The sequence below is a fragment of the Streptomyces sp. NPDC030165 genome, assembly GCF_055573595.1.
In genome coordinates, this window is record NZ_JBVIBD010000028.1 from 18,210 (window position 1) to 40,540 (window position 22,331).

At 73.4% G+C, this 22,331-nt stretch carries 9 protein-coding genes; 6 read left to right on the top strand and 3 right to left on the bottom strand.

Going from position 1 to position 22,331, the window contains the following annotated elements; translation table 11 throughout:
- Positions 1-19 precede the first annotated feature (19 nt).
- The 6 genes from sbnA (at position 20) to ACZ4Z1_RS35970 (ending at position 18,305) form a co-directional block, all read left to right on the top strand.
- The gene (gene sbnA, locus ACZ4Z1_RS35945) at positions 20-1,021 is read left to right on the top strand and encodes a 2,3-diaminopropionate biosynthesis protein SbnA (RefSeq protein ID WP_468490873.1); all 1,002 of its coding nucleotides are present in this window, start codon (positions 20-22) and stop codon (positions 1,019-1,021) included.
- Between the two features lie 88 nt (positions 1,022-1,109).
- Entirely contained in the window at positions 1,110-9,035 is a 7,926-nt protein-coding gene (locus ACZ4Z1_RS35950; RefSeq protein WP_468490874.1) for an amino acid adenylation domain-containing protein, read from the top strand.
- Positions 9,036-9,064: 29 nt separating this feature from the next.
- On the top strand, positions 9,065-16,273 hold the full coding sequence (locus ACZ4Z1_RS35955; RefSeq protein ID WP_468490875.1) for an amino acid adenylation domain-containing protein: 7,209 nt from the start codon (positions 9,065-9,067) through the stop codon (positions 16,271-16,273).
- 37 nt (positions 16,274-16,310) lie between these two features.
- Complete coding sequence (locus tag ACZ4Z1_RS35960; RefSeq protein ID WP_468490876.1) at positions 16,311-16,523, top strand: MbtH family protein; 213 nt, start codon at positions 16,311-16,313, stop codon at positions 16,521-16,523.
- Positions 16,524-16,528: 5 nt separating this feature from the next.
- On the top strand, positions 16,529-17,494 hold the full coding sequence (locus tag ACZ4Z1_RS35965; protein WP_468490877.1) for an ATP-binding cassette domain-containing protein: 966 nt from the start codon (positions 16,529-16,531) through the stop codon (positions 17,492-17,494).
- Positions 17,487-18,305: an ABC transporter permease gene (locus tag ACZ4Z1_RS35970; protein WP_468490878.1), complete on the top strand. Its 819-nt coding sequence runs from the start codon at positions 17,487-17,489 to the stop codon at positions 18,303-18,305. Before ACZ4Z1_RS35965 ends, ACZ4Z1_RS35970 begins: the two co-directional genes overlap by 8 nt.
- A gap of 119 nt (positions 18,306-18,424) precedes the next feature.
- Here ACZ4Z1_RS35970 and ACZ4Z1_RS35975 read toward each other — a convergent pair whose 3' ends face one another.
- From ACZ4Z1_RS35975 to ACZ4Z1_RS35985, 3 genes are all read right to left on the bottom strand, one after another.
- Positions 18,425-19,171 carry an AfsR/SARP family transcriptional regulator gene (locus ACZ4Z1_RS35975; protein WP_468490879.1) on the bottom strand — a complete coding sequence of 249 codons (747 nt, stop codon included), beginning with the start codon at positions 19,169-19,171 and terminating at the stop codon, positions 18,425-18,427.
- Between the two features lie 629 nt (positions 19,172-19,800).
- Positions 19,801-20,871, bottom strand: coding sequence for a tetratricopeptide repeat protein (locus tag ACZ4Z1_RS35980; RefSeq protein ID WP_468490880.1), 1,071 nt, complete (start codon positions 20,869-20,871; stop codon positions 19,801-19,803).
- Positions 20,871-22,226 carry an ATP-binding protein gene (locus ACZ4Z1_RS35985; protein WP_468490881.1) on the bottom strand — a complete coding sequence of 452 codons (1,356 nt, stop codon included), beginning with the start codon at positions 22,224-22,226 and terminating at the stop codon, positions 20,871-20,873. The genes ACZ4Z1_RS35980 and ACZ4Z1_RS35985 overlap by 1 nt, the downstream gene beginning before the upstream one ends.
- Positions 22,227-22,331: the final 105 nt, after the last annotated feature.

Here is a 22,331-nt window from a genome sequence, read left to right on the forward strand (position 1 = left end):
GCGGTTGGGAGGACCGGACGTGCCCGTTATATCCGCCCCGCACGAATTCAATGTGCCGGATCTCTTCGTCGACCTGAACAGCGTCCTCGGAGAGAATCTCTACCTCAAGTGCGAAGGATTCAACTTCGCCGGATCGATCAAGCTCAAGGCCGCCGTGGAAATGATCGCCCGCGGTGAGCGGGACGGCACCCTGCGGCCCGGCATGACCCTCGTCGAATCGTCGTCGGGCAACCTCGGCGTCGCCCTGAGCCTGGTGGCCAGGAGCAAGGGCTACGGCTTCGTGTGCGTCACCGACAGCCGCTGCACCCTCGCCAACCGCCAGCGCATGGAGAACCTCGGCGCCCAGGTACGGATCATCACCGAGCCCGACCCGGAGAGCGGCCTGCTCGGCGCCCGCATCCGCTGTGTACGGGAACTGTGCGCGAGCGGCGACGGCTACGCCTGGCTCAATCAGTACGCCAACCTCGGCAACTGGACGAGCCACTACCGCACCACCGGGCCCGAGATCGCCGCCCAGTTCCCCGACCTGGACGTGCTCTTCATCGGCGCCGGCACCACCGGCACCCTGATGGGCTGCGCCCGCTACTTCCGCGAGAACCAGCCCTCGGTCACCGTCGTCGCCGTCGACAGCGTCGGCTCGGTCACCTTCGGCACCCCGGCGGCCCCGCGCATGATCCCCGGCCTGGGCGCCGGCGTCCGGCCGCAGCTCCTCGACGAGTCCTACGTGGACGCCGTGGTGCACGTCCCCGAGCCGGACACCCTGCGCATGTGCCACCGCCTGGTCCGGCACGGCTACGTCTTCGGCGGCTCCACCGGCACCGTGCTCAGCGGCGCCCGGCGCTGGATCGCGGAGAACCGGCCGGAGCGCGACATCGTCGGCGTGGCGATCTCCCCGGACCTCGGTGACCACTACCTGGACACCGTCTACCAGGAGAAGTGGCTCCAGGACATCTACGGCCTGGACGCGGACGGACTGGCCGGGCTGGACGGGCTGCCCGAGGCGTTCCCGGCCACCGCGTGACGCCCCAGCCCGTCACCCCGCCCCACCGGGCCGCCGGCCCACCGCACCGAACCCTTTTCATCCGCAGGTCCTCCAGGAGGTTGCTGTCATGACCGCACGTATCGAGCCGGGTCTGCCGCTGACCGCGGCCCAGACCGAGATCTGGTTCGACGAGCAGTTCGCCGACGGCCACCTGGCCTACAACATGGCCGACCACTTCGACATCCGCGGCCCCCTGGACGCCGCCCGACTCGAAACGGCGCTGCGCCTGGCCCTCGGCGAGGCCGAATGCTTCCGCGTACGCCTCACCGAGGAGGACGGCGAGCCCCGGCAGACCGTCGAGCCCCTGGAGACCCTGCCGTACACCGCCGTCGACCTGAGCGGCGAGACGGACCCCGAGGCCGCCGCCCGCGCCTGGATGGCCCGTGACCTGGACCGGCCGATCGACGTGAGGTCCTTCCCGCTGCTGCGGGCGGCCCTGCTCACCCTCGGCCCGGACCGTGCGTTCCTCTACCTGTGCGCGCACCACATCGTCAGCGACAGCTTCGTGCGCCCGCTGTTCTACCGGCGGCTGGCCGGCCTCTACACCGCCCTGCACGAAGGGCGCCCCACGGACGAGGGGCAGCTGCCGCCCCTGAAGACGCTGGTGGACGACGAGAGCGCGTACGCGTCGTCGCGGCGCGCCGAGCGGGACCGCGCGTACTGGTCCCGTGCGTACGCCGACGCCCCCGGCCCGGTCACCTTCTCCGGCCGTGAGCCCACCGCCGCCCGCGGCTTCCTACGCCGCACCACCACCCTGCCGCGGCCCGTCGTCCAGCGCCTGCGCGCCGCCGCGAGCCGCGCGCGGGTGACCTGGCCGACGCTGGTCATCGCCGCGGCCGCCGCGTACACCCAGCGGCTGACCGGTGCCGACGAGATCCTGCTGACCCTGCCGGTCAACGCGCGCACCAGCGCCGCGGGCCGGTCGGTGCCCGGCATGGTCGCCAACTACCTGCCGCTGCGCGTCGCCATCGCCCCCGGCACCACGCCCGGTCAGCTGCTGCGCACGGTCGCCGACGCCTTGCTGCGGACGCTCAGCCACCAGCGGTACCGCGGCGACCGGGTCCGCCGCGACATGGGCCTTCGGGCCGACGACCGGCGCCCCTTCGGCCCGTTCGTCAACGTCCTGCCGCCCGAGCCGGAACTCGCCTTCGGTCCCTGCGCGGTCACCCTGACGAACCTGTCCACCGGCATCGTCAACGACTTCATGTTCGCGGTCTCCGACTCCTCGGGCGACGACGTCGAGATCCACCTCAACGCCAACCCCGAGCTGTACAGCGCAGCGGACCTCGACGCGCACCGCGACCGGTTCACCGCCTTCCTGGACGCCCTGTCGCAGGCGGCGGCCGACCGGCCGCTGGCGGGCGTCGGGGTGCTCACCGAGGCGGAGTCGCGGCGGCTGCTGGTGGAGTGGAACGACACCGAGCGGGCCGGTGGTTTCGCGGGGGTGGTGGAGCGGGTGCGTGAGCATGCGGTTACTCGCCCGGGCGCGGTGGCCGTGTCCGATGGTGGGGTCCCGGTTTCGTATGGGGCGCTTGCCGTGTGGGCTGACGGGGTCGCGGGGCGGCTGGCGGAGGCCGGTGCGGGTGTCGGGTCGCTGGTGGCGGTGCTGGGTGAGCCGGGTGCGCGGTATGTGGGCGGGGTGCTGGGTGTGTTGGGTGCGGGGGCGGCGTGGCTGCCGCTGGACGTGGACGCGCCGACCGCCCGCCAGACCGGGCTGCTCGCGGACAGTGGTGCGGCCTTCCTGCTGGCCGGGCCCGGACAGGCGGCGCGGGCCGAGGAGATCGTGGCGGCGGCCGGTTCCGGCGTACGGGTCCTCGTCCTGGACGAGCCGTTCCCGGCGGCGGGGGCGCGGGCCGAGGGTCTGGGGCCGGTGCGCGGTGGCGAGGACGATCTCGCGTACGTGATCTACACGTCCGGTTCCACGGGCCGTCCGAAGGGTGCGATGGTGCACCGTCGCGGCATGGTCAACCACCTCCTGGCCAAGGTGGAGGACCTGGGCATGGCCGGGGGTGATGTGCTGGTGCACAACGCGCCGGTGACGTTCGACATTTCGGTGTGGCAGATGCTGGCCGCGCTGGTGGCGGGCGGGACGACGCGTGTTGTGGACCGGGTGACCGCAGCCGACCCGGACGCGCTGTTCGACGTGGCCGTGACCGAAGGCGTCACCGTCCTGGAGGTCGTGCCGTCGCTGCTGCGGGCAGCGCTGGACGCGTGGGAGACGGCGGGCGGCTTTCCGTCGCTGCCGAAGCTGCGTCATCTGGTGGTGACGGGTGAGGCGCTGCCGGTGGACGTGTGCCACCGCTGGTTCGCCCGCTACCCGCAGATCCCGCTGGTCAACGCGTACGGCCCGACCGAGTGCTCCGACGATGTGACGCACGCGGTGATCGAAGCCGGCGGCGAACTGGGCACGCGCACGCCGATCGGGCGCGTGGTGCGCAACACCCGCCTGTACGTGCTGGACGACGCCCTGCGACCGGTGCCGGTCGGCGTCGCGGGCGAACTGTACGTAGCGGGTACCGGGGTCGGGCGCGGGTACCTCGGCGACCCGGGCCGCACCTCCTCGACGTTCGTCGCGGACCCCTTCGGGGCCGTGGGTGAGCGGATGTACCGCACCGGTGACCGGGTGGTCCACCGCCCGGACGGTCAGCTGGAGTTCCTGGAGCGGCTGGATCACCAGGTGAAGATCCGGGGGCGCCGGATCGAGCTGGGGGAGATCGAGGCGGCCCTGCGGGCGGTGGACGGTGTCGCGGATGCGGCGGCGCAGGTGCACACGGACGCCGCTTCGGGCCGTAAGCGGCTGGTCGGCTACCTGGTCGGACCGGCCGGTGCGGACGCGGTACGCGCCGCACTGCTGCGGGTGCTGCCCGAGTACATGGTGCCGGGCGAGTTCGTGACGCTGGACGCCCTGCCGCTGACCCCGAACGGCAAGGTCGACCGCAAGGCCCTCACCGCCCCCGAGGCGGCCACGGCCACGAGCAGCGCGGGTCGGGCACCCCGTACCCCGGAGGAATCGATCCTCTGCACCGCCTTCGCCGAAGTGCTGAGCCTGCCGTCCGTCGCCGCCGACGCCGACTTCTTCGCGCTCGGTGGGGACAGCATCAGCTCCATCCAGGTGGTGAGCCGCGCCCGCAAGGCGGGCCTGGTGTTCGCGCCGCGCGACGTGTTCCTGCGGAAGACGCCGGCCGCGCTCGCCGCCGCCGCGCAGGCGGCCCAGGACGCGGCGGCGGTGGTCGGCACGGACGACGGCGTCGGCGAGCTGGAGATCATGCCGATCGCCCACCAGCTGCGGGAGGACGGCGGCCCGGTCGCCGGTCCGGTGGGCTCGTTCGCGCAGTACATCGTCGTACGGGTGCCCGGCCACGTGGACACCGAGCGGCTGGCCCGCGCGCTGCGGGCGGTGACCGACCGGCACGACGCGCTGCGGATGCAACTGGACGTGCCCGTGGAAGGCCTGTGGACGCTGAAGGTACGGCCGCGGGGCAGCGCCGACCTGACGGGCGCGGTGTCCGAGGTCGCCGTACCGGCCGGCGCGGACGGTGACACCGTGGTCGTCGAGCAGGCCGCCGTCGCCCAGCGGCGCCTCGACCCGACCGCCGGCCACCTGATACGGGCCGTGCTGCTGAACGCCGGCCCCGAACAGCCCCGCCGACTGCTGCTGATGGTGCACCACCTGGCCGTGGACGGCGTGTCCTGGCGGGTGCTGCTGCCCGACCTGGCCGCCGCCTGGTCGGCCGTCGAGGCGGACCGTACGCCGGAGCCGGCGCCGGTCGGCACCTCGTACCGGAGCTGGTCGCGGCTCCTGGCCGACGACGCGCGCACCGCCGCCCGTACCGCGGAGCTGCCGCTGTGGGCCGGGCACGCGAGCGCCCCGGACCCGCTGCCCGGGATGCGCGGCCTGGACGCCGCGCGGGACACCTACGCGACCGCCCGCCGCCTGCGGCTGGTCCTGCCCACCGAGCAGACCGCGGCCCTGCTGACCGAGGTGGCACCGGCGTTCCACGCCGAGATCAACGATGTCCTGCTGACCGGCCTCGCGCTGGCGGTGGCCGACTGGCGCCGCCGCAGGAACGCCGCAGAGGGCAGCACCACGGACACGCTGATCGAACTCGAAGGCCACGGCCGCGAGCAGGTCGTGGACAACACCGACCTGTCCCGTACCGTCGGCTGGTTCACCAGCGCCTTCCCCGTTCGCCTCGCCCCCGGAGAGCTGGACTGGGATGAGGTGTGGGCGGGCGGCGACGCCGTCGGCACCGCCTTCAAGCGGATCAAGGAGCAGCTGCGGGCCCTCCCCGACCACGGCCTCGGTTACGGCCTGCTGCGCTACCTCAACCCGCAGACCAGCGCCCTGCTGGCCCGCCACCCGCGCCCGCGCATCGGCTTCAACTACATGGGCCGGTTCGGCGCCGCCGGAGCGGCCGACTGGTCGCTGTCCGGCGAGGGCGCCGCGGTCGGCACCGCAGCCGCTCCCGAGATGCCGCTCCAGCACGTCCTGGAGGTCACCCCGGTCACCGAGGACCGCCCCGACGGCCCGCACCTGGTCGCGGACTGGCTCTGGGCCGGGGAGATCCTGCCGGACGAGGACGCGCACGACATCGCCCGTACGTGGTTCCGCGCTCTGGAACTGCTGGTGACCCACGCGGCCCGGCCGGGCGCGGGCGGCCGGGTGCCGTCCGACCTGCCCCTGGTGTCGGTCTCGCAGACCGAACTGGACACTTACGAGGCCGAGCTGGCCGCCTCCGGCCTCGCGGACGTGCTGCCGCTCGCGCCGCTCCAGAAGGGCCTGCTGTTCCTGTCCGAGTACGAGCGGGACGGCGACGGCGTGGACGCGTACGTCCTCCAGCTCAACCTGGAACTGGGCGGTGACGTCGACGCCGCCCGGCTGCGCGCCGCCTGCGCGCGGTTGCTGCACCGGCACCCCAACCTGCGGGCCACCTTCCGCCACCGCGAGTCCGGCGCGCCCGTCCAGCTCGTACCGAACGCGGTGGAGGTGCCGTGGCGGGAGACGGACCTGAGCACCCGGTCCGACGGCGCCGCCGCTGTCACCCGCCTCGCCGACGAGGAACGCGCCCGCCGCTTCGACCTCTCCGACCCGGCACAGGCCCCCTTGATGCGTTTCGTGCTGGCTCGCACCGGCCCCGACCGGCACCGCTTCCTGTGGACGATCCACCACAGCCTGGTGGACGGCTGGTCGATGCCCCTGCTGGTCCAGGAGCTGTTCACGCTGTACGCGGCCGGTGCCGGCGGCGCCGCGCTGCCCGAGCCCGCGCCCTACCGCGACTACCTGGCATGGCTGGCGGAGCAGGACACCGAAGCGGCGCTCGCGGCCTGGAAGGATGCGCTGCACGGCGTCGAGGAACCGACGCTGGCCGCCCCGGAGCACACCGGGCACACGGCCGTCCACGCGGACACGGTCGACATGGCCGTACCCGAGGGTCTGGCCACCGGTCTCGCCGCCTGGGCCCGCGACCGCGGTCTGACCCTGAACACCGTCTTCCAGGGCTGCTGGGCCCTGCTGCTGGGCAGCCTCACCGGCCGCGACGACGTCGTGTTCGGCGCGGTCACCTCCGGCCGCCCGGCCGAGGTCCCCGGCGTCGAGAGCATGATCGGCCTGTTCCTCAACACGGTGCCGGTGCGGGTCCGCCCCCGGCCCGGGCAGACCGTGGCCGGCCTGCTCGCCGGTATCCAGGAACGGCAGTCGGCCCTGATGCCGTACGAGCACGTCGGGCTCGCCGAGATCCAGCACCGGGCCGGTGTCGGCGACCTCTTCGACACCGTGCTGCTCTTCGAGAACTTCCCGCTGGACGAGGAGAGCGTGCGCGCCTCCGCGACCGGCCTGCGGCTCCTGGACGCCGAGGCCCGCGACGGACGGCACTACCCGCTGAGCCTGGCCGTCCTGCCCGGCGCCGGCGGGCGGCTGGACCTGCGTTTCGACTACGCGCCCGGCGCCTTCCCCCGGGACGCCGTCGAACGGCTCGGCGCCCGGCTGCTGCACCTCCTCGCCGCCGTCCCGGCCACCGCCGACCGGCCGCTGGCCGCACTCGGCCTGGTGGACGAGGCGGAGTCGCGGCGGCTGCTGGTGGAGTGGAACGACACCGAGCGGGCCGGTGGTTTCGCGGGGGTGGTGGAGCGGGTGCGTGAGCATGCGGCCACTCGCCCGGGCGCGGTGGCCGTGTCCGATGGTGGGGTCCCGGTTTCGTACGGGGCGCTTGCCGTGTGGGCCGACGGGGTTGCGGGGCGGCTGGCGGAGGCCGGTGCGGGTGTCGGGTCGCTGGTGGCGGTGCTGGGTGAGCCGGGAGCCCGGTATGTGGGCGGGGTGCTGGGTGTGTTGGGTGCGGGGGCGGCGTGGCTGCCGCTGGACGTGGACGCGCCGACCGCCCGCCAGACCGGGCTGCTCGCGGACAGTGCCGCACGGTTCCTGCTGGCCGGGCCGGGCGAGCTGGCCCGCGCGCGGGAGATCGCCGGCGCGTATGAGGGTGAGCTGCGCGTGCTGTGCCTGGACGAGCCGTTCCCGGCCGCCGGCGCGCGGGCCGAGGGCCTGGGGCCGGTGCGCGGTGGCGAGGACGATCTCGCGTATGTGATCTACACGTCCGGTTCCACGGGCCGTCCGAAGGGTGCGATGGTGCACCGTCGCGGCATGGTCAACCACCTCCTGGCCAAGGTGGAGGACCTGGGCATGGCCGGGGGTGATGTGCTGGTGCACAACGCGCCGGTGACGTTCGACATTTCGGTGTGGCAGATGCTGGCCGCGCTGGTGGCGGGCGGGACGACGCGTGTTGTGGACCGGGTGACCGCAGCCGACCCGGACGCGCTGTTCGCGGTGACCGCCGATGAGGGCGTGACGGTGCTGGAGGTCGTGCCGTCGCTGTTGCGGGCAGCGCTGGACGCGTGGGAGACGGCCGGTGGCTTTCCGTCGCTGCCGAAGCTGCGTCATCTGGTGGTGACGGGTGAGGCGCTGCCGGTGGACGTGTGCCACCGCTGGTTCGCCCGCTACCCGCAGATCCCGCTGGTCAACGCGTACGGGCCGACCGAGTGCTCCGACGATGTGACGCACGCGGTGCTGACCGCGGACACGGACCTGACGGGCTCCCGGGTGCCGATCGGCCGTGTGGTGCGCAACACCCGCCTCTACGTCCTGGACGACGCCCTGCGGCCGGTGCCGGTGGGCGTGCCCGGCGAGCTGTACGTGGCGGGGACCGGCGTCGGCCGTGGCTACTTGGGAGACCCGGGGCGGACGGCTGCGACGTTCATGGCCGACCCGTACGGCCCGGCCGGCGAGCGGATGTACCGCACCGGTGACCGGGTGGTCTACCGCCCGGACGGTCAGCTGGAGTTCCTGGAGCGGCTGGATCACCAGGTGAAGATCCGGGGGCGCCGGATCGAGCTGGGGGAGATCGAGGCGGCGCTGCGGGCGGTGGACGGTGTCGCGGATGCGGCGGCGCAGGTGCACACGGACGCCGCTTCGGGCCGTAAGCGGCTGGTCGGCTACCTGGTCGGACCGGCCGGCGCGGACGCGGTACGCGCCGCACTGCTGCGGGTGCTGCCCGAGTACATGGTGCCGGGAGACTTCGTCGTCCTCGACGCCCTGCCGCTCACTCCCAACGGCAAGGTCGACCGCAAGGCCCTCACCGCCCCCGAGGCAACCGTGCTGACGAGCACCGGCCGCGCGCCGCGCACCCCGGAGGAATCGATCCTCTGCACCGCCTTCGCCGAGGTGCTGGACCTGCCGTCCGTCGCCGCCGACGCCGACTTCTTCACCCTCGGCGGCGACAGCATCAGCTCCATCCAGCTCGTCGGCCGCGCCCGCAAGGCGGGCCTGGTGATCACGCCGCGGGACGTGTTCCTGCACAAGACACCGGCCGCGCTCGCCGCCGCCGCGCAACCGGTCCAGGACGCGCCGGCCGCATACGAGCCGGTGGCCGCCGACCAGCCGCTGGTCGCGCTGTCGGACGACGAACTCGACGAGTTCGACATGGAATTCGGGGACTTTCAGTGAGTTCGGCGAAAGACGAAGGGAAGGGCGCCGTGAAGCGTTCGGGTATCAGCGACGTACTGCCACTGGCGCCGCTGCAGAAGGGCCTGCTGTTTTTGTCCGAGTACGACCCGCGGAGCGCGGACGCGTACTCGCTCCAGCTCAGCGTCGAGCTCGACGGGCCGCTGGACACCGGCGCCCTGCGCGCCGCGTGCGAGGGCCTGCTGCGCCGGCACCCCAACCTGCGGGCCTGCTTCCGCCGCCGGGCCACCGGCGACCCCGTACAGCTCGTCCCGCACGAGGTCGGCCTGCCGTGGCGCGAACTGGACCTGCCGGACGCGGACACCGAGCGGCTGCGCGCCGCGGCCGACGAGGAGCGGGGCCGCCGCTTCGACCTGGCGCGGCCGCCGCTGATGCGCTTCGTGCTGGTCCGGCAGGCGGCGCGGCGGCACACGTTCATCTGGACGCTGCACCACAGCCTGTCCGACGGCTGGTCGTTGCCGATGCTCATCCAGGACCTGTTCACGCTGTACGCGCACGGCGGCAAGGAGGACGGCGCCGGGCTGCCGGAGGCCGCCCCGTACCGCAACTACCTGGCCTGGCTGGCGGCGCAGGACGAGGACGCCGCGCACACCGCGTGGCGGGAGGCGCTCGCCGGACTCGCCGAGCCCACCCGCCTGGCGCCCGCGGAAGGCCGCACCCCGGTGCTGCCGCAGTCGCTGACCATGGACGTGCCCGGGCAACTGGCGACGGACCTCGCGGCCCGGGCGCGCGGCCTCGGCGTCACGCTCAACACCGTCTTCCAGAGCGCCTGGTCACTCGTCCTGGGCGCCCTCACGGGCCGCGAGGACGTGGTCTTCGGCACGGTCACCGCCGGGCGCCCGGCCGAGCTGCCCGGCGTCGAGACGATGGTCGGCCTGTTCGCCAACACCGTTCCCGTACGGGTGACGGCCCGCCCCGGCCAGTCGGTGGCCGCGCTGCTCGCGGACGTACAGGAGCGGCAGTCCGGGCTGATGCCGTACGAGCACGTCGGGCTCGCCGACATCCAGCGGCAGGCCGGCATCGGTGAACTCTTCGACACGGTGATGCTCTTCCAGAGCTACCCGATGGACGAGGACGAGCTGGCGGCGTCGCTGCCGGGCCTGCGGGTCGCGGACGCGGCCATCCGCTCCGTCACCCACTACCCGCTCGCCCTCGCCGTGCTGCCCGGCCCCGGCACCCGCCTCGCGCTGCGCTTCGACTACGCGCCCGACCTGTACGGGCCCGCCGACGCCGAACGGTTCGGGCGGCGCCTGCTGCGCGTCCTGGCGGCGATCGCCGCCGACCCCGCGCAGCCGCTCGCCCGCATCGGCGTGCTGGAGCCCACCGAGGCGCGGCTGCTCCAGGCGGCCGGGGAGGCCGCGGCAACCGCCGCACCGGCCCGCCCGGTCACCGACGCCGTCGAGGAGCGCGTACGGGAACTGCCCGACGACACCGCCGTGGTGTGCGGCGACGACGCCCTCACCTACCGGGAGCTGAACGCGCGGGCCAACCGCCTCGCGCACGCCCTCGTCGCCCACGGCGCCGGGCCCGGCCGCACCGTCGCCATCGCCCTGCCCCGCTCCACCGGCCTCGTCGTCGCGGCCCTCGCCGTACTGAAGTCCGGCGCGGCCTACCTGCCGGTCGACCCGGACCACCCCGCCGAGCGCAACACCGTCGTCCTGGAGGACACCCGGCCCGTCCTGGCGCTCACCACCACGGCCACCGACGCCGCGCTGCCGGACGCCGGACAGGCCCGCTGGATCATGGACAGCGCGGACGTCGCCGCGCTGCTGGCCGGCTTCCCGGACACCGATCCCACCGACGCCGGCCGGGCCCGCCCGATCAGCGCGGACGACGCCGCGTACGTCCTGTTCACCTCCGGCTCCACCGGCCGCCCCAAGGGCGTCGTGGTCACCCGGGGCGGCTTCGCCAACGTCGTCGAGGACATCCGGCACCGCTACGCCCTGGAGCGCGGCGAAACCCTGCTGAGCGTCACCACGTTCGGCTTCGACATCGCCAACACCGAACTGTTCGGGCCGCTGGTCAGCGGCGCCCGGCTGGTCCTCGCCGACCGGGAGACCGTACGCGACCCGGCCGCGCTGGGCCGCGCGGTCACCACGACCGGCGCCACGGTCCTGCAGGCCACGCCCAGCCTGTGGCAGGCCCTGGTCACCACGGCACCGGACGTGCTCGGCGGCGTCCGCGGCTTCGTCGGCGGCGAGGCCCTGAGCGAGCCGCTGGGCGAGGCGCTGCGCAAGGCCACCGCGAGCATCACCAACCTGTACGGGCCCACCGAGACCACCATCTGGTCCACCGGCGCCCCGCCGCTGGACGGCGTCCGCCCCGGCGCCCCCGCCATCGGCTTCCCGGTCGCCAACACCCGGCTGCACATCCTGGACGACTGGCTGCGGCCGGTCGCGCCCGGCGTCGTCGGCGAGCTGTACATCGCGGGCGACGGCCTCGCCCGCGGCTACCTCGACCGCCCCGGCCTGACCGCCGAGCGGTTCGTGGCCGACCCGGCCGACCCGGCGGGCGGCCGGATGTACCGGACCGGCGATCTGGTGCGCCTCGGCGCGGACGGGCAGGTGGAGTACGTCGGCCGCGCCGACCACCAGGTCAAGATCCGCGGCTTCCGCATCGAGCTGGGCGAGATCGAGAACGCCCTGGCGGGACACCCGGACATCGCCCAGGCCGTCGTCGCCGTACGCGAGGCACGCCCGGGCGAGGCCCTGCTGGCCGGCTACCTGACCCCGGCCGACGGCGCCGCCGCACCAGAGCCCGGCGCCCTCCGCGCCTACCTGGCGGAGCGAGTGCCCGAGTACATGGTCCCCGCCGCGTTCGTGACGCTGGAGGCCCTGCCGCTCACCCCGAACGGCAAGGTCGACCGCAAGGCGCTGCCCGACCCCGAACTCCGGTCCCGGAACACCGGGCGGGCCGCGCGCAGTCCGCAGGAGGACCTGCTGTGCCAGGTGTTCGGCGAGGTGCTGGGCCTCCCGCGGTTCGGGCCCGAGGACAGCTTCTTCGAGCACGGCGGGCACTCCCTGCTGGCCGCGCGCGTGGTCAGCCGCATCCGTACGGTCCTGGACACCGACGTCCCGGTCCGCGCGCTGTTCGAGGCCCCCACGCCCGCGGGCCTCGCCGAGCGGCTGCCGCGCGCCGGCGCCGCCCGCCCCGCGCTGCGACCGGGCGTCCGCCCCGAGGACGTACCGCTGTCCTACGCCCAGCTGCGGCTGTGGTTCCTCAACCGCCTGGACGGCGCGCACGGCACGTACAACATCTCGCTCGCCCTGCGCCTGACCGGTGACCTCGACCGGGACGCGCTGAGCGGCGCACTGAGCGACCTCGTGGGCCGCCACGAGAGCCTGCGCACGGTCTTCCCGGACCGCGACGGGACGCCGCGCCAGCACGTACTCGCGCTGGCGGAGGCAGAGTTCGGGCTGCGCGATCACACCACCGACGAGGCGCGGCTGAGCGGCCTGCTGGCCGGTGAAGCCGCCCGCGGCTTCGACCTGGCCCGCGAGATCCCGCTGCGCGCCGACCTGTTCCGGCTGTCCGCCACCGAGCACGTACTGCTGCTCGTCCTGCACCACATCGCGGGCGACGGCTGGTCCCTGACCCCGCTGGCCGGCGACCTCGCCCGCGCCTACACGGCACGGCGCGACGGCACGGCACCGGAGTGGTCCGAACTGCCCGTCCAGTACGCCGACTACGCGCTCTGGCAGCGCGAAGTGCTCGGCGACGAGGACGACACCGACAGCCTCACCGCCCGCCAGCTCGCCTACTGGAAGAACGCGCTGGCCGGGCTGCCCGAGGAGATCGAACTGCCCGCGGACTTCGCGCGTCCGGCCGTCGCCGGGCACGAGGGCGCCGAGCACGCCGCCGTCATCGGGCCCGACCTGCACCGCGCCCTGGCCGGGCTGGCCCGCGCACACGGCGTCAGCCTCTTCATGGTCGTCCAGGCCGCACTGGCCGCGCTGCTGACCCGCATGGGCGCCGGGGAGGACATCCCGCTCGGCAGCCCGATCGCGGGCCGTACGGACGAGGCGCTCGACGACCTGGTGGGCTTCTTCACCAACACCCTCGTCCTGCGTACGGACACCTCGGGCGATCCCGCCTTCACCGAACTGCTGCGCCGCGTACGGGAGACGGACCTTGCCGCGTACGAGAACCAGGACGTGCCGTTCGAGCGGCTGGTCGAGGTCTGCAACCCGGTCCGCTCGCTGGCCCGGCAGCCGCTGTTCCAGGTGATGCTGGCCTTCCAGAACACGGCGGAGGCCGAGGCCGCGCTGCCGGGGCTGACGGCGGCCGTGGAGCCCGTCGGCAGCGCCACGGCCAAGTTCGACCTGGCGTTCCAGCTGACCGAGCGCGCCACCGGGGCACGAGGCGGCGACGCGGGGGAGGAGTTCGGCGGGATCGACCTGCTCGTCGAGTACAGCACCCAGCTGTTCCGGCCGGAGACGGTACGGGCGCTCGCCGAGCGCTTCAGCCGCGTCCTGACCACCGTGGCCGCCGCCCCGAAGGCGCCGCTGAGCAGCATCGACATCCTGGGCGACGAGGAACGCCGGCGCGTCGTCACCGACTGGAACAGCGCCACCACCGAGGTGCCCGCCCGGACCGTCGCGCAGCTCTTCGAGGAGCACGCCGCCCGGCAGCCGGACCACGAGGCCGTCGCCTTCCGCGACGAGACGCTGACCTACGGGGAGCTGAACGCCCGCGCCAACCGGCTGGCCCGCGTGCTGACCGGGTACGGCGCCGGACCCGGCACCCTCGTCGGGCTGCTGCTGCCCCGCTCGGTCGAGATGATCGTCTCGGTCCTGGCCGTCCTGAAGTCCGGCGCGGCCTACCTGCCGCTCGACCCGGACTATCCGGCCGACCGGATCGCGTACATGGCCGGCGACGCCGGACCGGTCTGTGTGCTGGCGGCACCCGGGACGGCCGGGGCGCTGCGGGACAGCGGCGCGCAGGTGATCGAACTCGACGGCGGCCTCACGGGCCTCGCGGACCGCACGGTGGCGGACACCGACCTCACCGACGCCGACCGTACCCGTCCGCTGACCCGCCGCGACGCCGCGTACGTCATCTACACCTCCGGCTCCACCGGCCGTCCCAAGGGCGTGGTCGTCGAGCACGCGGGCGTGGCCGCCCTCGCCGCCGACCACATCCGGCGCTTCGGACTCGGCGCGCGCTCCCGCGTGCTCCAGTTCGCCTCACCGAGCTTCGACGCGGCCACCGCCGAACTGTCGATGGCCCTGCTGTCCGGCGGCACGCTCGTCCTGGCCACCCCCGAGAGCCGCGGCCCCGGCGAACCCCTGGCCGACCTGATCACCCGTAACGGCGTCAACCTCGCCGTACTCCCCCCGGTCGTGCTGGCCGCGTTCCCCGAGGACGTCGCGCTCCCGGACGACCTCACCCTGATCACCGCGGGCGAGGCGCTGCCACCCGAGGTCGCCGCCCGCTGGTCGGCCGGCCGGGCCCTGTACAACTGCTACGGGCCCACCGAGTCCACCGTCTGCGCCACCTCCAGCGATCCGCTGACCGGCGACGGCAAACCGCCCATCGGCCGGCCGCTGTACAACACCCGCACCTACGTCCTGGACGGCCGGCTGAACCCGGTGCCGCCCGGCGTGACCGGCGAGCTGTACCTGGCCGGCGCCCAGCTGGCGCGCGGCTACCTCGGCCGCCCCGGCCTGACCGCCGCACGCTTCGTGGCCGACCCGTTCGGCCCGGCGGGCGCCCGGATGTACCGCACCGGCGACCTGGCGCGCTGGACGCCGGACGGCAGCCTCGAATACGCCGGACGCGTCGACCACCAGGTCAAACTGCGAGGCTTCCGGATCGAACTCGGCGAGATCGAGAGCGCGCTGGCCGCACACCCCGGCATCGCCCGGACGGTCGCCGACGTACGGGAGGACCGGCCCGGCGACCGGCGACTGGCCGCCTACCTCGTCCCCGAGGACGCGCCGGTGCCCGCCGCCGCACTGCGCGAGCACCTGTCCGGGCTGCTGCCCGACTACATGGTCCCCGGCGCCTTCGTGACGCTGGACACCCTGCCGCTCACCCCGAACGGCAAGGTCGACCGCAAGGCCCTGCCCGCCCTCGACACCACCGCGGCGGCCGTGCACGGCCGGGCCCCGCGCACCGCCCACGAGACGCTGCTGTGCCAGGTCTTCGCCGAGGTCCTGAACCTGCCGGAGGTCGGCGCCGAGGCCGACTTCTTCGAGCTGGGCGGCGACAGCATCCGCTCCGTCCAGGTCGTCGGCCGGGCCCGCAAGGCCGGACTCGGCCTCGCGCTGCCCGACGTCTTCCGGCACAAGACCGTCGAGGCGCTGGCCGCCGCCCTGGAGCGGGCCGACCGCGCGGCCGGCACCACATTCCTGGACCGCGTACGGCAGCGGCTCGACGACCCGACCGCCGACGACGCGCCGCTCGACCCGTACGGCCCGGTGCTGCCCCTGCGCACGAGCGGCGACCTGCCGCCGCTGTTCTGCGTCCACGGCGGCATGGGCTTCGCCCTGCCCTACCTCGGCCTCACCGCGCACATCGGCGAACGCCACCCGGTGTACGGGCTCCAGGCGCCCGGCCTCACCGGTACCGGTGGTGGCGCGGGCTCCGATCCGCTGCCGCAGAGCATCGGCGAGGCCGCGGCCACGTACGTCGAGCGCCTGCGGAAGATCCAGTCGGCCGGCCCTTACCACCTGCTCGGCTGGTCGTACGGCGGCATCGTCGCCCACGAGATGGCCGTCCAGCTGGAGGCCGCGGGCGAGGAGGTGGCCCTGCTCGCCAACCTGGACAGCTACCCGGCCGATCTGGCCGAGCCCGTCCCCACGGACGCGGAGCTGCTGAGCGCCGTCCTCGAATACTGCGGCCTGGAGCACGACGCGCCCGGGCCGGGCGGCACGGGCGGCCCGACGCCCGCGTCGGTCCGCGACGCCTTGCGCCGCGCCGACAGCCCGCTGGGCGACCTGGACATCCCCCGGCTCCTGGACGTCATGCGCAACCACGTCCGCCTCGTACGGGAGCACACGCCCGGGCGCGTACGGGCACCGATGCACCTGTTCGTCGCGGAACTGGGCCTGCCCGCTGAGGAATCCGCCGCCCGGCCCGGCCGGTGGTCCGCGCACACAGACGGCGGCCCGGTCGTCCACCCGGTCCCGTGCGGCCACGAATTCATGATGCATTCCGGGCCGCAGGCCGTCATCGGCCGCACCGTCACCGCCGAACTCGGCCGCCTGCACACCTGATCCACGCCCGTACCCGACCCCACTCAAGGAGAACCCCATGGCGAACCCCTTCGACAACGAAGACGGCACCTTCCACGTCCTGGTCAACGACGAGGGCCAGCACTGCATCTGGCCCGTCTTCGCCGACGTACCGCCCGGCTGGAAGGTGACCCTCGAAGCGCGCCCGCGCGCCGAGGCACTGGCCGCCGTCGAGCGCGACTGGACCGACATGCGGCCCAAGAGCCTCGTCACCGCGCACTCCGGCAGCTGACCGCGATGGGGGCGGACACCGCGGTCTACGCGGAAGGGCTGCACAAGCGCTACAAGAGCCACCACGCGCTGCGCGGCGTCGACCTGTCGGTGGCCGCCGGCTCGGTGCTCGGCGTGCTCGGCCCCAACGGGGCGGGCAAGACGACGACCGTACGGGTGCTGTCCACGCTGCTGGCGCCGGACGCGGGACACGCGACCGTCGCCGGGTACGACGTGGTGCGCCAGAGCAAGGAGGTGCGCCGCCGGATCGGCCTGGCCGGGCAGTACGCGGCCGTCGACGAACTGCTCACCGGCCGCGAGAACCTCGTCCTGCTCGGCCGGCTGCTGCGCCAGGGCCGGCGCGGCGCCCGGCAGCGGGCCGCCGAACTGCTCGCGCGGTTCGAGCTGGAGCACGCCGCCGACCGCCCGGTGGGCACGTACTCGGGCGGGATGCGGCGCCGACTCGACCTGGCCACCTGCATCATCGCCCGGCCGCCGGTGCTGTTCCTGGACGAGCCGACCACCGGCCTGGACCCGACCAGCCGCACCGTGCTGTGGAAGGTGGTGCGCGACCTCGTCGACGAGGGCATCACCGTGCTGCTCACCACGCAGTACCTGGAGGAGGCCGACCAGCTGGCCGACCAGATCGTGGTGATCGACACCGGCCGGGTGATCGCCGCGGGCACCCCGGCCGAACTCAAGCGCGCCGTCGGCACCGACCACCTCCAGGTCGCCGTGGCCCGCCCCGGCCAGCTGTCCGCCGCGCTGTCCGCCGTCTCCCCCCTGACCGGGGCCGAGCCGGTGGTGGACACCGAGGCGCTGCGGCTGACCGTCCAGCTCGACGCCGGTCTGGAGAGCGTCGCGGCCCTCGCGGGCGCGCTGCGGGCCGCGGGCGTCGAGGTCACCGACTTCGAGGTGCGGCGTCCCACCCTCGACGACGTGTTCTTCCAACTGACCGAGCGTAGTGAGCCGAAGGTGGGCGTCCATGAGTGAACTCCGCGTCGCGACCGTGCCGCCGGGCGGTGCGTTCACCGGCCTGGCCGACACGGCCGCCCTGGCCGGGCGGCACCTGCTGCACCTGCGGCGGGCGCCGGGGAAGTTCCTCGGCATCGTGATGAACCCGCTGATCCTGCTGATCGCGGTGGGCTACCTGTTCCGCAACTCCATCTCGGTGCCCGGCAGCGGCAACTACCAGGAGTACCTGATGGCCGGTGTGGCCGTGCAGGTCGGCCTGGCGAGCATCGGGCCCACCGCCATCGGCGTGGCGATGGACATGCGGGGCGGCCTGGTCGACCGCTTCCGGTCGCTGCCGGTCTCCCGTACGGCCGTACTGGTCGGCCAGACGCTCTCCGACCTGATCGTCTCGGCGCTCGGCCTGGTGATCGTGATGCTGGTGGGCCTGGCCGTCGGCTGGCGGCCGCACGCGGACCCGCTGTCGGTGGCGGGCGGCTTCGCGCTGATCCTCGCCTTCATCTACGCGATGCTCTGGGTGGGCGTGCTGCTCGGCCTGCTCCTGCGGTCCCCGGAGACCATCGACTCGGTCGGCGCGATCGTGCTGGTGGCGTTCTCGTTCCTGTCCAACGCCTTCTTCTCCGTCCAGGGTCTGCCGTCGTGGATCCGGCCGCTGGCCGAGTGGAACCCGGTCAGCTCGGTCGTCACGGCCTGCCGCACCCTGTGGGGCAACCCGGTCGTGGCCGGCACGGGGTTCCCGGCGGAGCACCCGGTCCTGGTGACGGCGGGCACGCTGGCCGTACTGCTGGCCGTGTGCGTACCGCTGAGCCTGCGGGCGTACCGCAAGGCGTGACGGTGTGTCGGCGGGGCGCCTCGGGAGGACGGCGGGGCGGGGCGCCCCGGAAGCTCGTGTGAGCCTCGCAGTTGCGCCCCGCCCATCTCAGCTGACAAAGCGAGCAGCTGGACATCCGTTCAGGCCCGCGCGTCCAGCACCGGGTCCTGGGCGAGTACGGACTGGTACAGCTCGCGCAGCGAACGCCCGACGTCCAGCCCCAGTTCGTCCACCAGCCAGGCGCGGGTGCGCTGGTACACGTCCAGCGCCTCGCTCTGTCTCCCGCAGCGATAGAGCGCGATCATCAACTGCTCGCTGAACCGCTCCCGTCCGGGGTGCGCCACGACCAGCTCCTGGAGGTCGGCGATCACTTCGCGTTCGCCGCCGGTGTGCAGCTTCACCATCACCAGGTCCTCGCGGATGGTCATCAGCCGCTCTTCGAGCTGCGCGGCCGTGGAGCGGCAGAGCACCCCTTCCCCCGCGTCCAGCAGGGCGGGCCCCCGCCACAGTTGCAGGGCCTCCTTCAGTACCTCGCCCGCCCGCGCGGGGGCCTCGCGGAGCAGTTCCGCGCCCTGGGAGGCCAGCCGCAGGAAGCGGGCGGCGTCCGTGGACTCCGGCGGTACGGCGAGCAGGTAGCTGTTGTTGGCCGTCACGACCACGTCGTTGGGATGCGCTCCCAGGTCCCAGGCCTCCAGCTGCTTGCGCAGCCGTACGGTGTTGGCGTGCAGCGCGTTCCTGCTGTTCGCCAGGTCCTTGTCCGGCCACAGCTCACCGACCAGCGTGTCCCAGGAAACCGTCCGCCCGGCGTGCAGCGCCAGTACGGATAACAGTGTGCGAACTTTCTTCGCCCGAATCCGGTAGGTCTTTCCCCCGTGTTCGACGCCCATCGGGCCAAGAACATTGATCAGCACCGGTTTTCCCATCCCCGCTGGTGCGCGTAGAGCCGCATCTGCCGGCGACTGCCTTCCGGTCCAGCAGGGAGCGGAAGCTCATCGGCAGCGCCCTACCCCCTGGGCTCCCGCTGCCATCGCGAATGCCAACGCTACGTACGCAGCTTGATTCTTGAAGCTTTTTGACACTCTCTTTGATGGTCTATACCTAGACCATTGAGATCTTCCCGTCTTCGATGATGCCTGTCAAGCGTCGGGAAAGGTGCATAAATCCGCTAAAGAACAGGGAAACGCCTGAGATTTAAAGTCATCTTAGCCAAGTCCTCCTGTCCGGACCGCCCGTGGCGTGCCGTCCGCCCGCTCCCGGCCCCGCATCCTTCCCCGAGGGCCGGGATCATTGCCCACAAGCCCGACAAGAGACCGGAGCAGCTGATTCCACAAGCCGTCCGGCGTATATTTCCCGCAACGAATTCTTCACCTGGCCGACCCATTCAACGGTCAACTACACGCGGTGGCGAATACGTCCGGAGCCCATTTACGCGGCTTCCCGACGCCGACGTATTACGCCGGGGACAGCCGCCGAAATCCCGCACCCGCCTGCGCCCTTGCCGCCCCCGCCACGCCCCCTACCCCTTACCGGCCTTCCTCCGGTCGAACCAGACCGTGGCCAGCGTCGGCACGATTCCGGCCCAGAACAGCACCTGCGGAACAGTTCGTTCCGTCCACGGCATTTGGGCGATCAGCAGGGCGCAGAACATCGCCCAGGCGCCCTGCGCGAGCACGACGCGGGCCCAGCGGGCACGGCGCACCAGCGACCGTACGTTCAGCTGAACGCCGGTCCGCAGCCGCCGGTACCGCAGGAGCGCGCCGAAACCCCAGAGCGCCGCCATCGGTACGAGTGTCCAGAGCCGGTTGCCGAGCGGCACCGGCAGGGCCCGCGGCACCTCCCCGTCCTGGGGGAAGAGGTCGAGCAGCACCCCCGCCTCCGCCACGCACAGCAGCGCCAGCCAGCGCGTGCCGCGCAGCAGCCGGTAGGTCGCCGCGTCCAGCCCGCCGCGCAGCCACTGCGATGCGGGGAGGGTGGAGAGCGCGTCGGCGTACAGGTCGGCCGCCGCCGCGGCCTTCACACCGGGAGCGTTCGCGGCGCTGTCCGTCTGCATGACCACGGCGAGCGGGTTCGCCGGGTCGAGCCGGCGCAGGGTGACGAGCGTCTGCCGCGCCCGCTCGTGGTCCCCGGCGATGAGCGCGGCCTTGTAGAGCGACTCGTAGGCCCTCGGCTCCTCGGGCGCGAGCCGTACGGCCTCCAGCCCGAAACGCACCCCTTCCCGCCGGTCGCCGTCGGACAGCCAGGGCTGGATCTCGGCGAGCGTCCCGTACGCGGTCCAGCGGAGCGGGTCGACGCGTATCGCCTCCCGCAGTACGGCGCCGGTCTCCTCCATGCGGCCGGCCGCGCGCAGGGCACGGGCCCGCATGTGCAAAGTGGCGTAGTCCCGCGGTGCCAGCGTCAGCGCGCGCTCGGACACCTCGACGGCCCGGTCAGGCTGCTGGGCGGCGAGGTGGCAGCGCGTCAGCTCCAGCAGCGCCCACAGGTCCTCCGGCTCTTCCCGCAAGCGGGAGCCGAGTACGGCCTCGGCCTCGTCGTACCGGCCGAGGTCGACCAGCATCTCGCCCCGGTCCACCAGCGGATGCTGGCTCATCACAGCTTCCGCTTCTTCTTCAGGTACGCGAGCAGATCGTCGTACGTACCGCCCTCGTTGGCGAACATCGCCACATTCCGCGCGGACGAGAACCACGCCCCGGTCGAAGGCACCACCGCCTTCACCGCGCCCAGCAGGTCCTTCATACCGATCATGCGGACGGTGCCGGTGCGCGCCGAGTCGAGCAGCGCCGTCTCGGCCGCGCTCTCGCAGACATGGGCGAGATCGGCGCCCGAGAGGCCGTCGGTGGCCTTCGCCAGCCTGCCGAGGTCGACGTTCTCGATCGGCCGGTCGCGCAGGTGGTAGCGGAGGATCGCCTCGCGCGCGGGAGCGTCGGGCGGCAGTACGAGCAACGTGCGGTCGAGGCGGCCGGGGCGGCGCAGGGCGAGGTCCACGTCCCAGGGCAGGTTGGTGGCGGCCAGCACGAAGACGCCCTCGTTGGCCTGCGCGTCGATACCGTCCAGCTCGGTCAGCAGCTGGTTGACCGTGTTGCGCATCCCGCTGTGCTGCGTACGGCTGCGCTTGCCGCCGAGCGCGTCCAGCTCGTCGAGGAAGACCACGCAGGGCGCCTGCCGACGGGCCGCCGCGAAGATCTCGTGCATGTTGCGCTCGGAGTTGCCGATCCACATGTCGAGCACGTCGTTGACCGACACCGACAGGAAGCTCGCCCCCAGTTCACCGGCGACCGCACGGGCGATGAACGTCTTGCCGCAGCCGGGCGGCCCGTACAGCAGCAGCCCGCCGCGCAGACTCTTGCCGTACAGCCTGCGCAGCTCCGGATTGCGCATCGGCGCCAGGAACGCGGCCTCCAGCCGGTCCTTGACGTCCTGCATACCGCCGACGTCCGCCAGCCGTACCGTCCCAGGGGCGTCCACCTCCCAGGCCTCCGCGTCGCCGGGGTCGCCGCTCCCGTCCACGGTCAGCGGGCTCTCCGCGGACGACGGGCTCTCCACGAACCGGGGCGGCACCACGTCGCGCACCTGCCCTTCGGCGGCCCGCCAGTCGAAACCGTCACGCGGGCCGTCGGCGGGCTTCTCCCGTACCGGCGCAGCCGTCTCCACCGGGGTGGCCGTCTCCACCGGGGTGGCCGTCTCCACCGGCGTGGACGTCTGCACCGAGGTGGTCGCCCCCTGGACCGGTCCGGGTGCCGGAACCCCCATGGCCCGCCCCATCAGCTCCCGGGCCTTCTCGTCCCCGGGCGCGTGCTGCAACGCGACCGCCACTTCGGCGACGGCGGCGTCCTGCCGCCCCGCCCCCAGCAGCAGCTCCGCGAGGTGCAGCCGTAGCGGCACGTCCCCCGGTGCCCCCGCGACGGCCGCACGCAAACTCTGGATCAGCGACGAGTCCTCCGACATGCCCACAGCCTATGCAGCGCACCGATCCCGCCCGGCGCGGGGAGCCCGGCAGCGGCCCGAAGATCACGTACGGCCTCCCGCAGCGTTTCATGTATAGGGCATCAT

Excerpts from the sequence above, each read along its gene's own strand:
- ACZ4Z1_RS35985 (WP_468490881.1), bottom strand. The coding sequence starts at position 22,226 with ATGTCGGAGGACTCGTCGCTGATCCAGAGTTTGCGTGCGGCCGTCGCG.
- ACZ4Z1_RS35980 (WP_468490880.1), bottom strand. The coding sequence starts at position 20,871 with ATGAGCCAGCATCCGCTGGTGGACCGGGGCGAGATGCTGGTCGACCTC.
- ACZ4Z1_RS35970 (WP_468490878.1), top strand. The coding sequence starts at position 17,487 with ATGAGTGAACTCCGCGTCGCGACCGTGCCGCCGGGCGGTGCGTTCACC.
- ACZ4Z1_RS35960 (WP_468490876.1), top strand. The coding sequence starts at position 16,311 with ATGGCGAACCCCTTCGACAACGAAGACGGCACCTTCCACGTCCTGGTC.
- ACZ4Z1_RS35950 (WP_468490874.1), top strand. The coding sequence starts at position 1,110 with ATGACCGCACGTATCGAGCCGGGTCTGCCGCTGACCGCGGCCCAGACC.
- ACZ4Z1_RS35965 (WP_468490877.1), top strand. The coding sequence starts at position 16,529 with ATGGGGGCGGACACCGCGGTCTACGCGGAAGGGCTGCACAAGCGCTAC.
- ACZ4Z1_RS35975 (WP_468490879.1), bottom strand. The coding sequence starts at position 19,171 with ATGGGCGTCGAACACGGGGGAAAGACCTACCGGATTCGGGCGAAGAAA.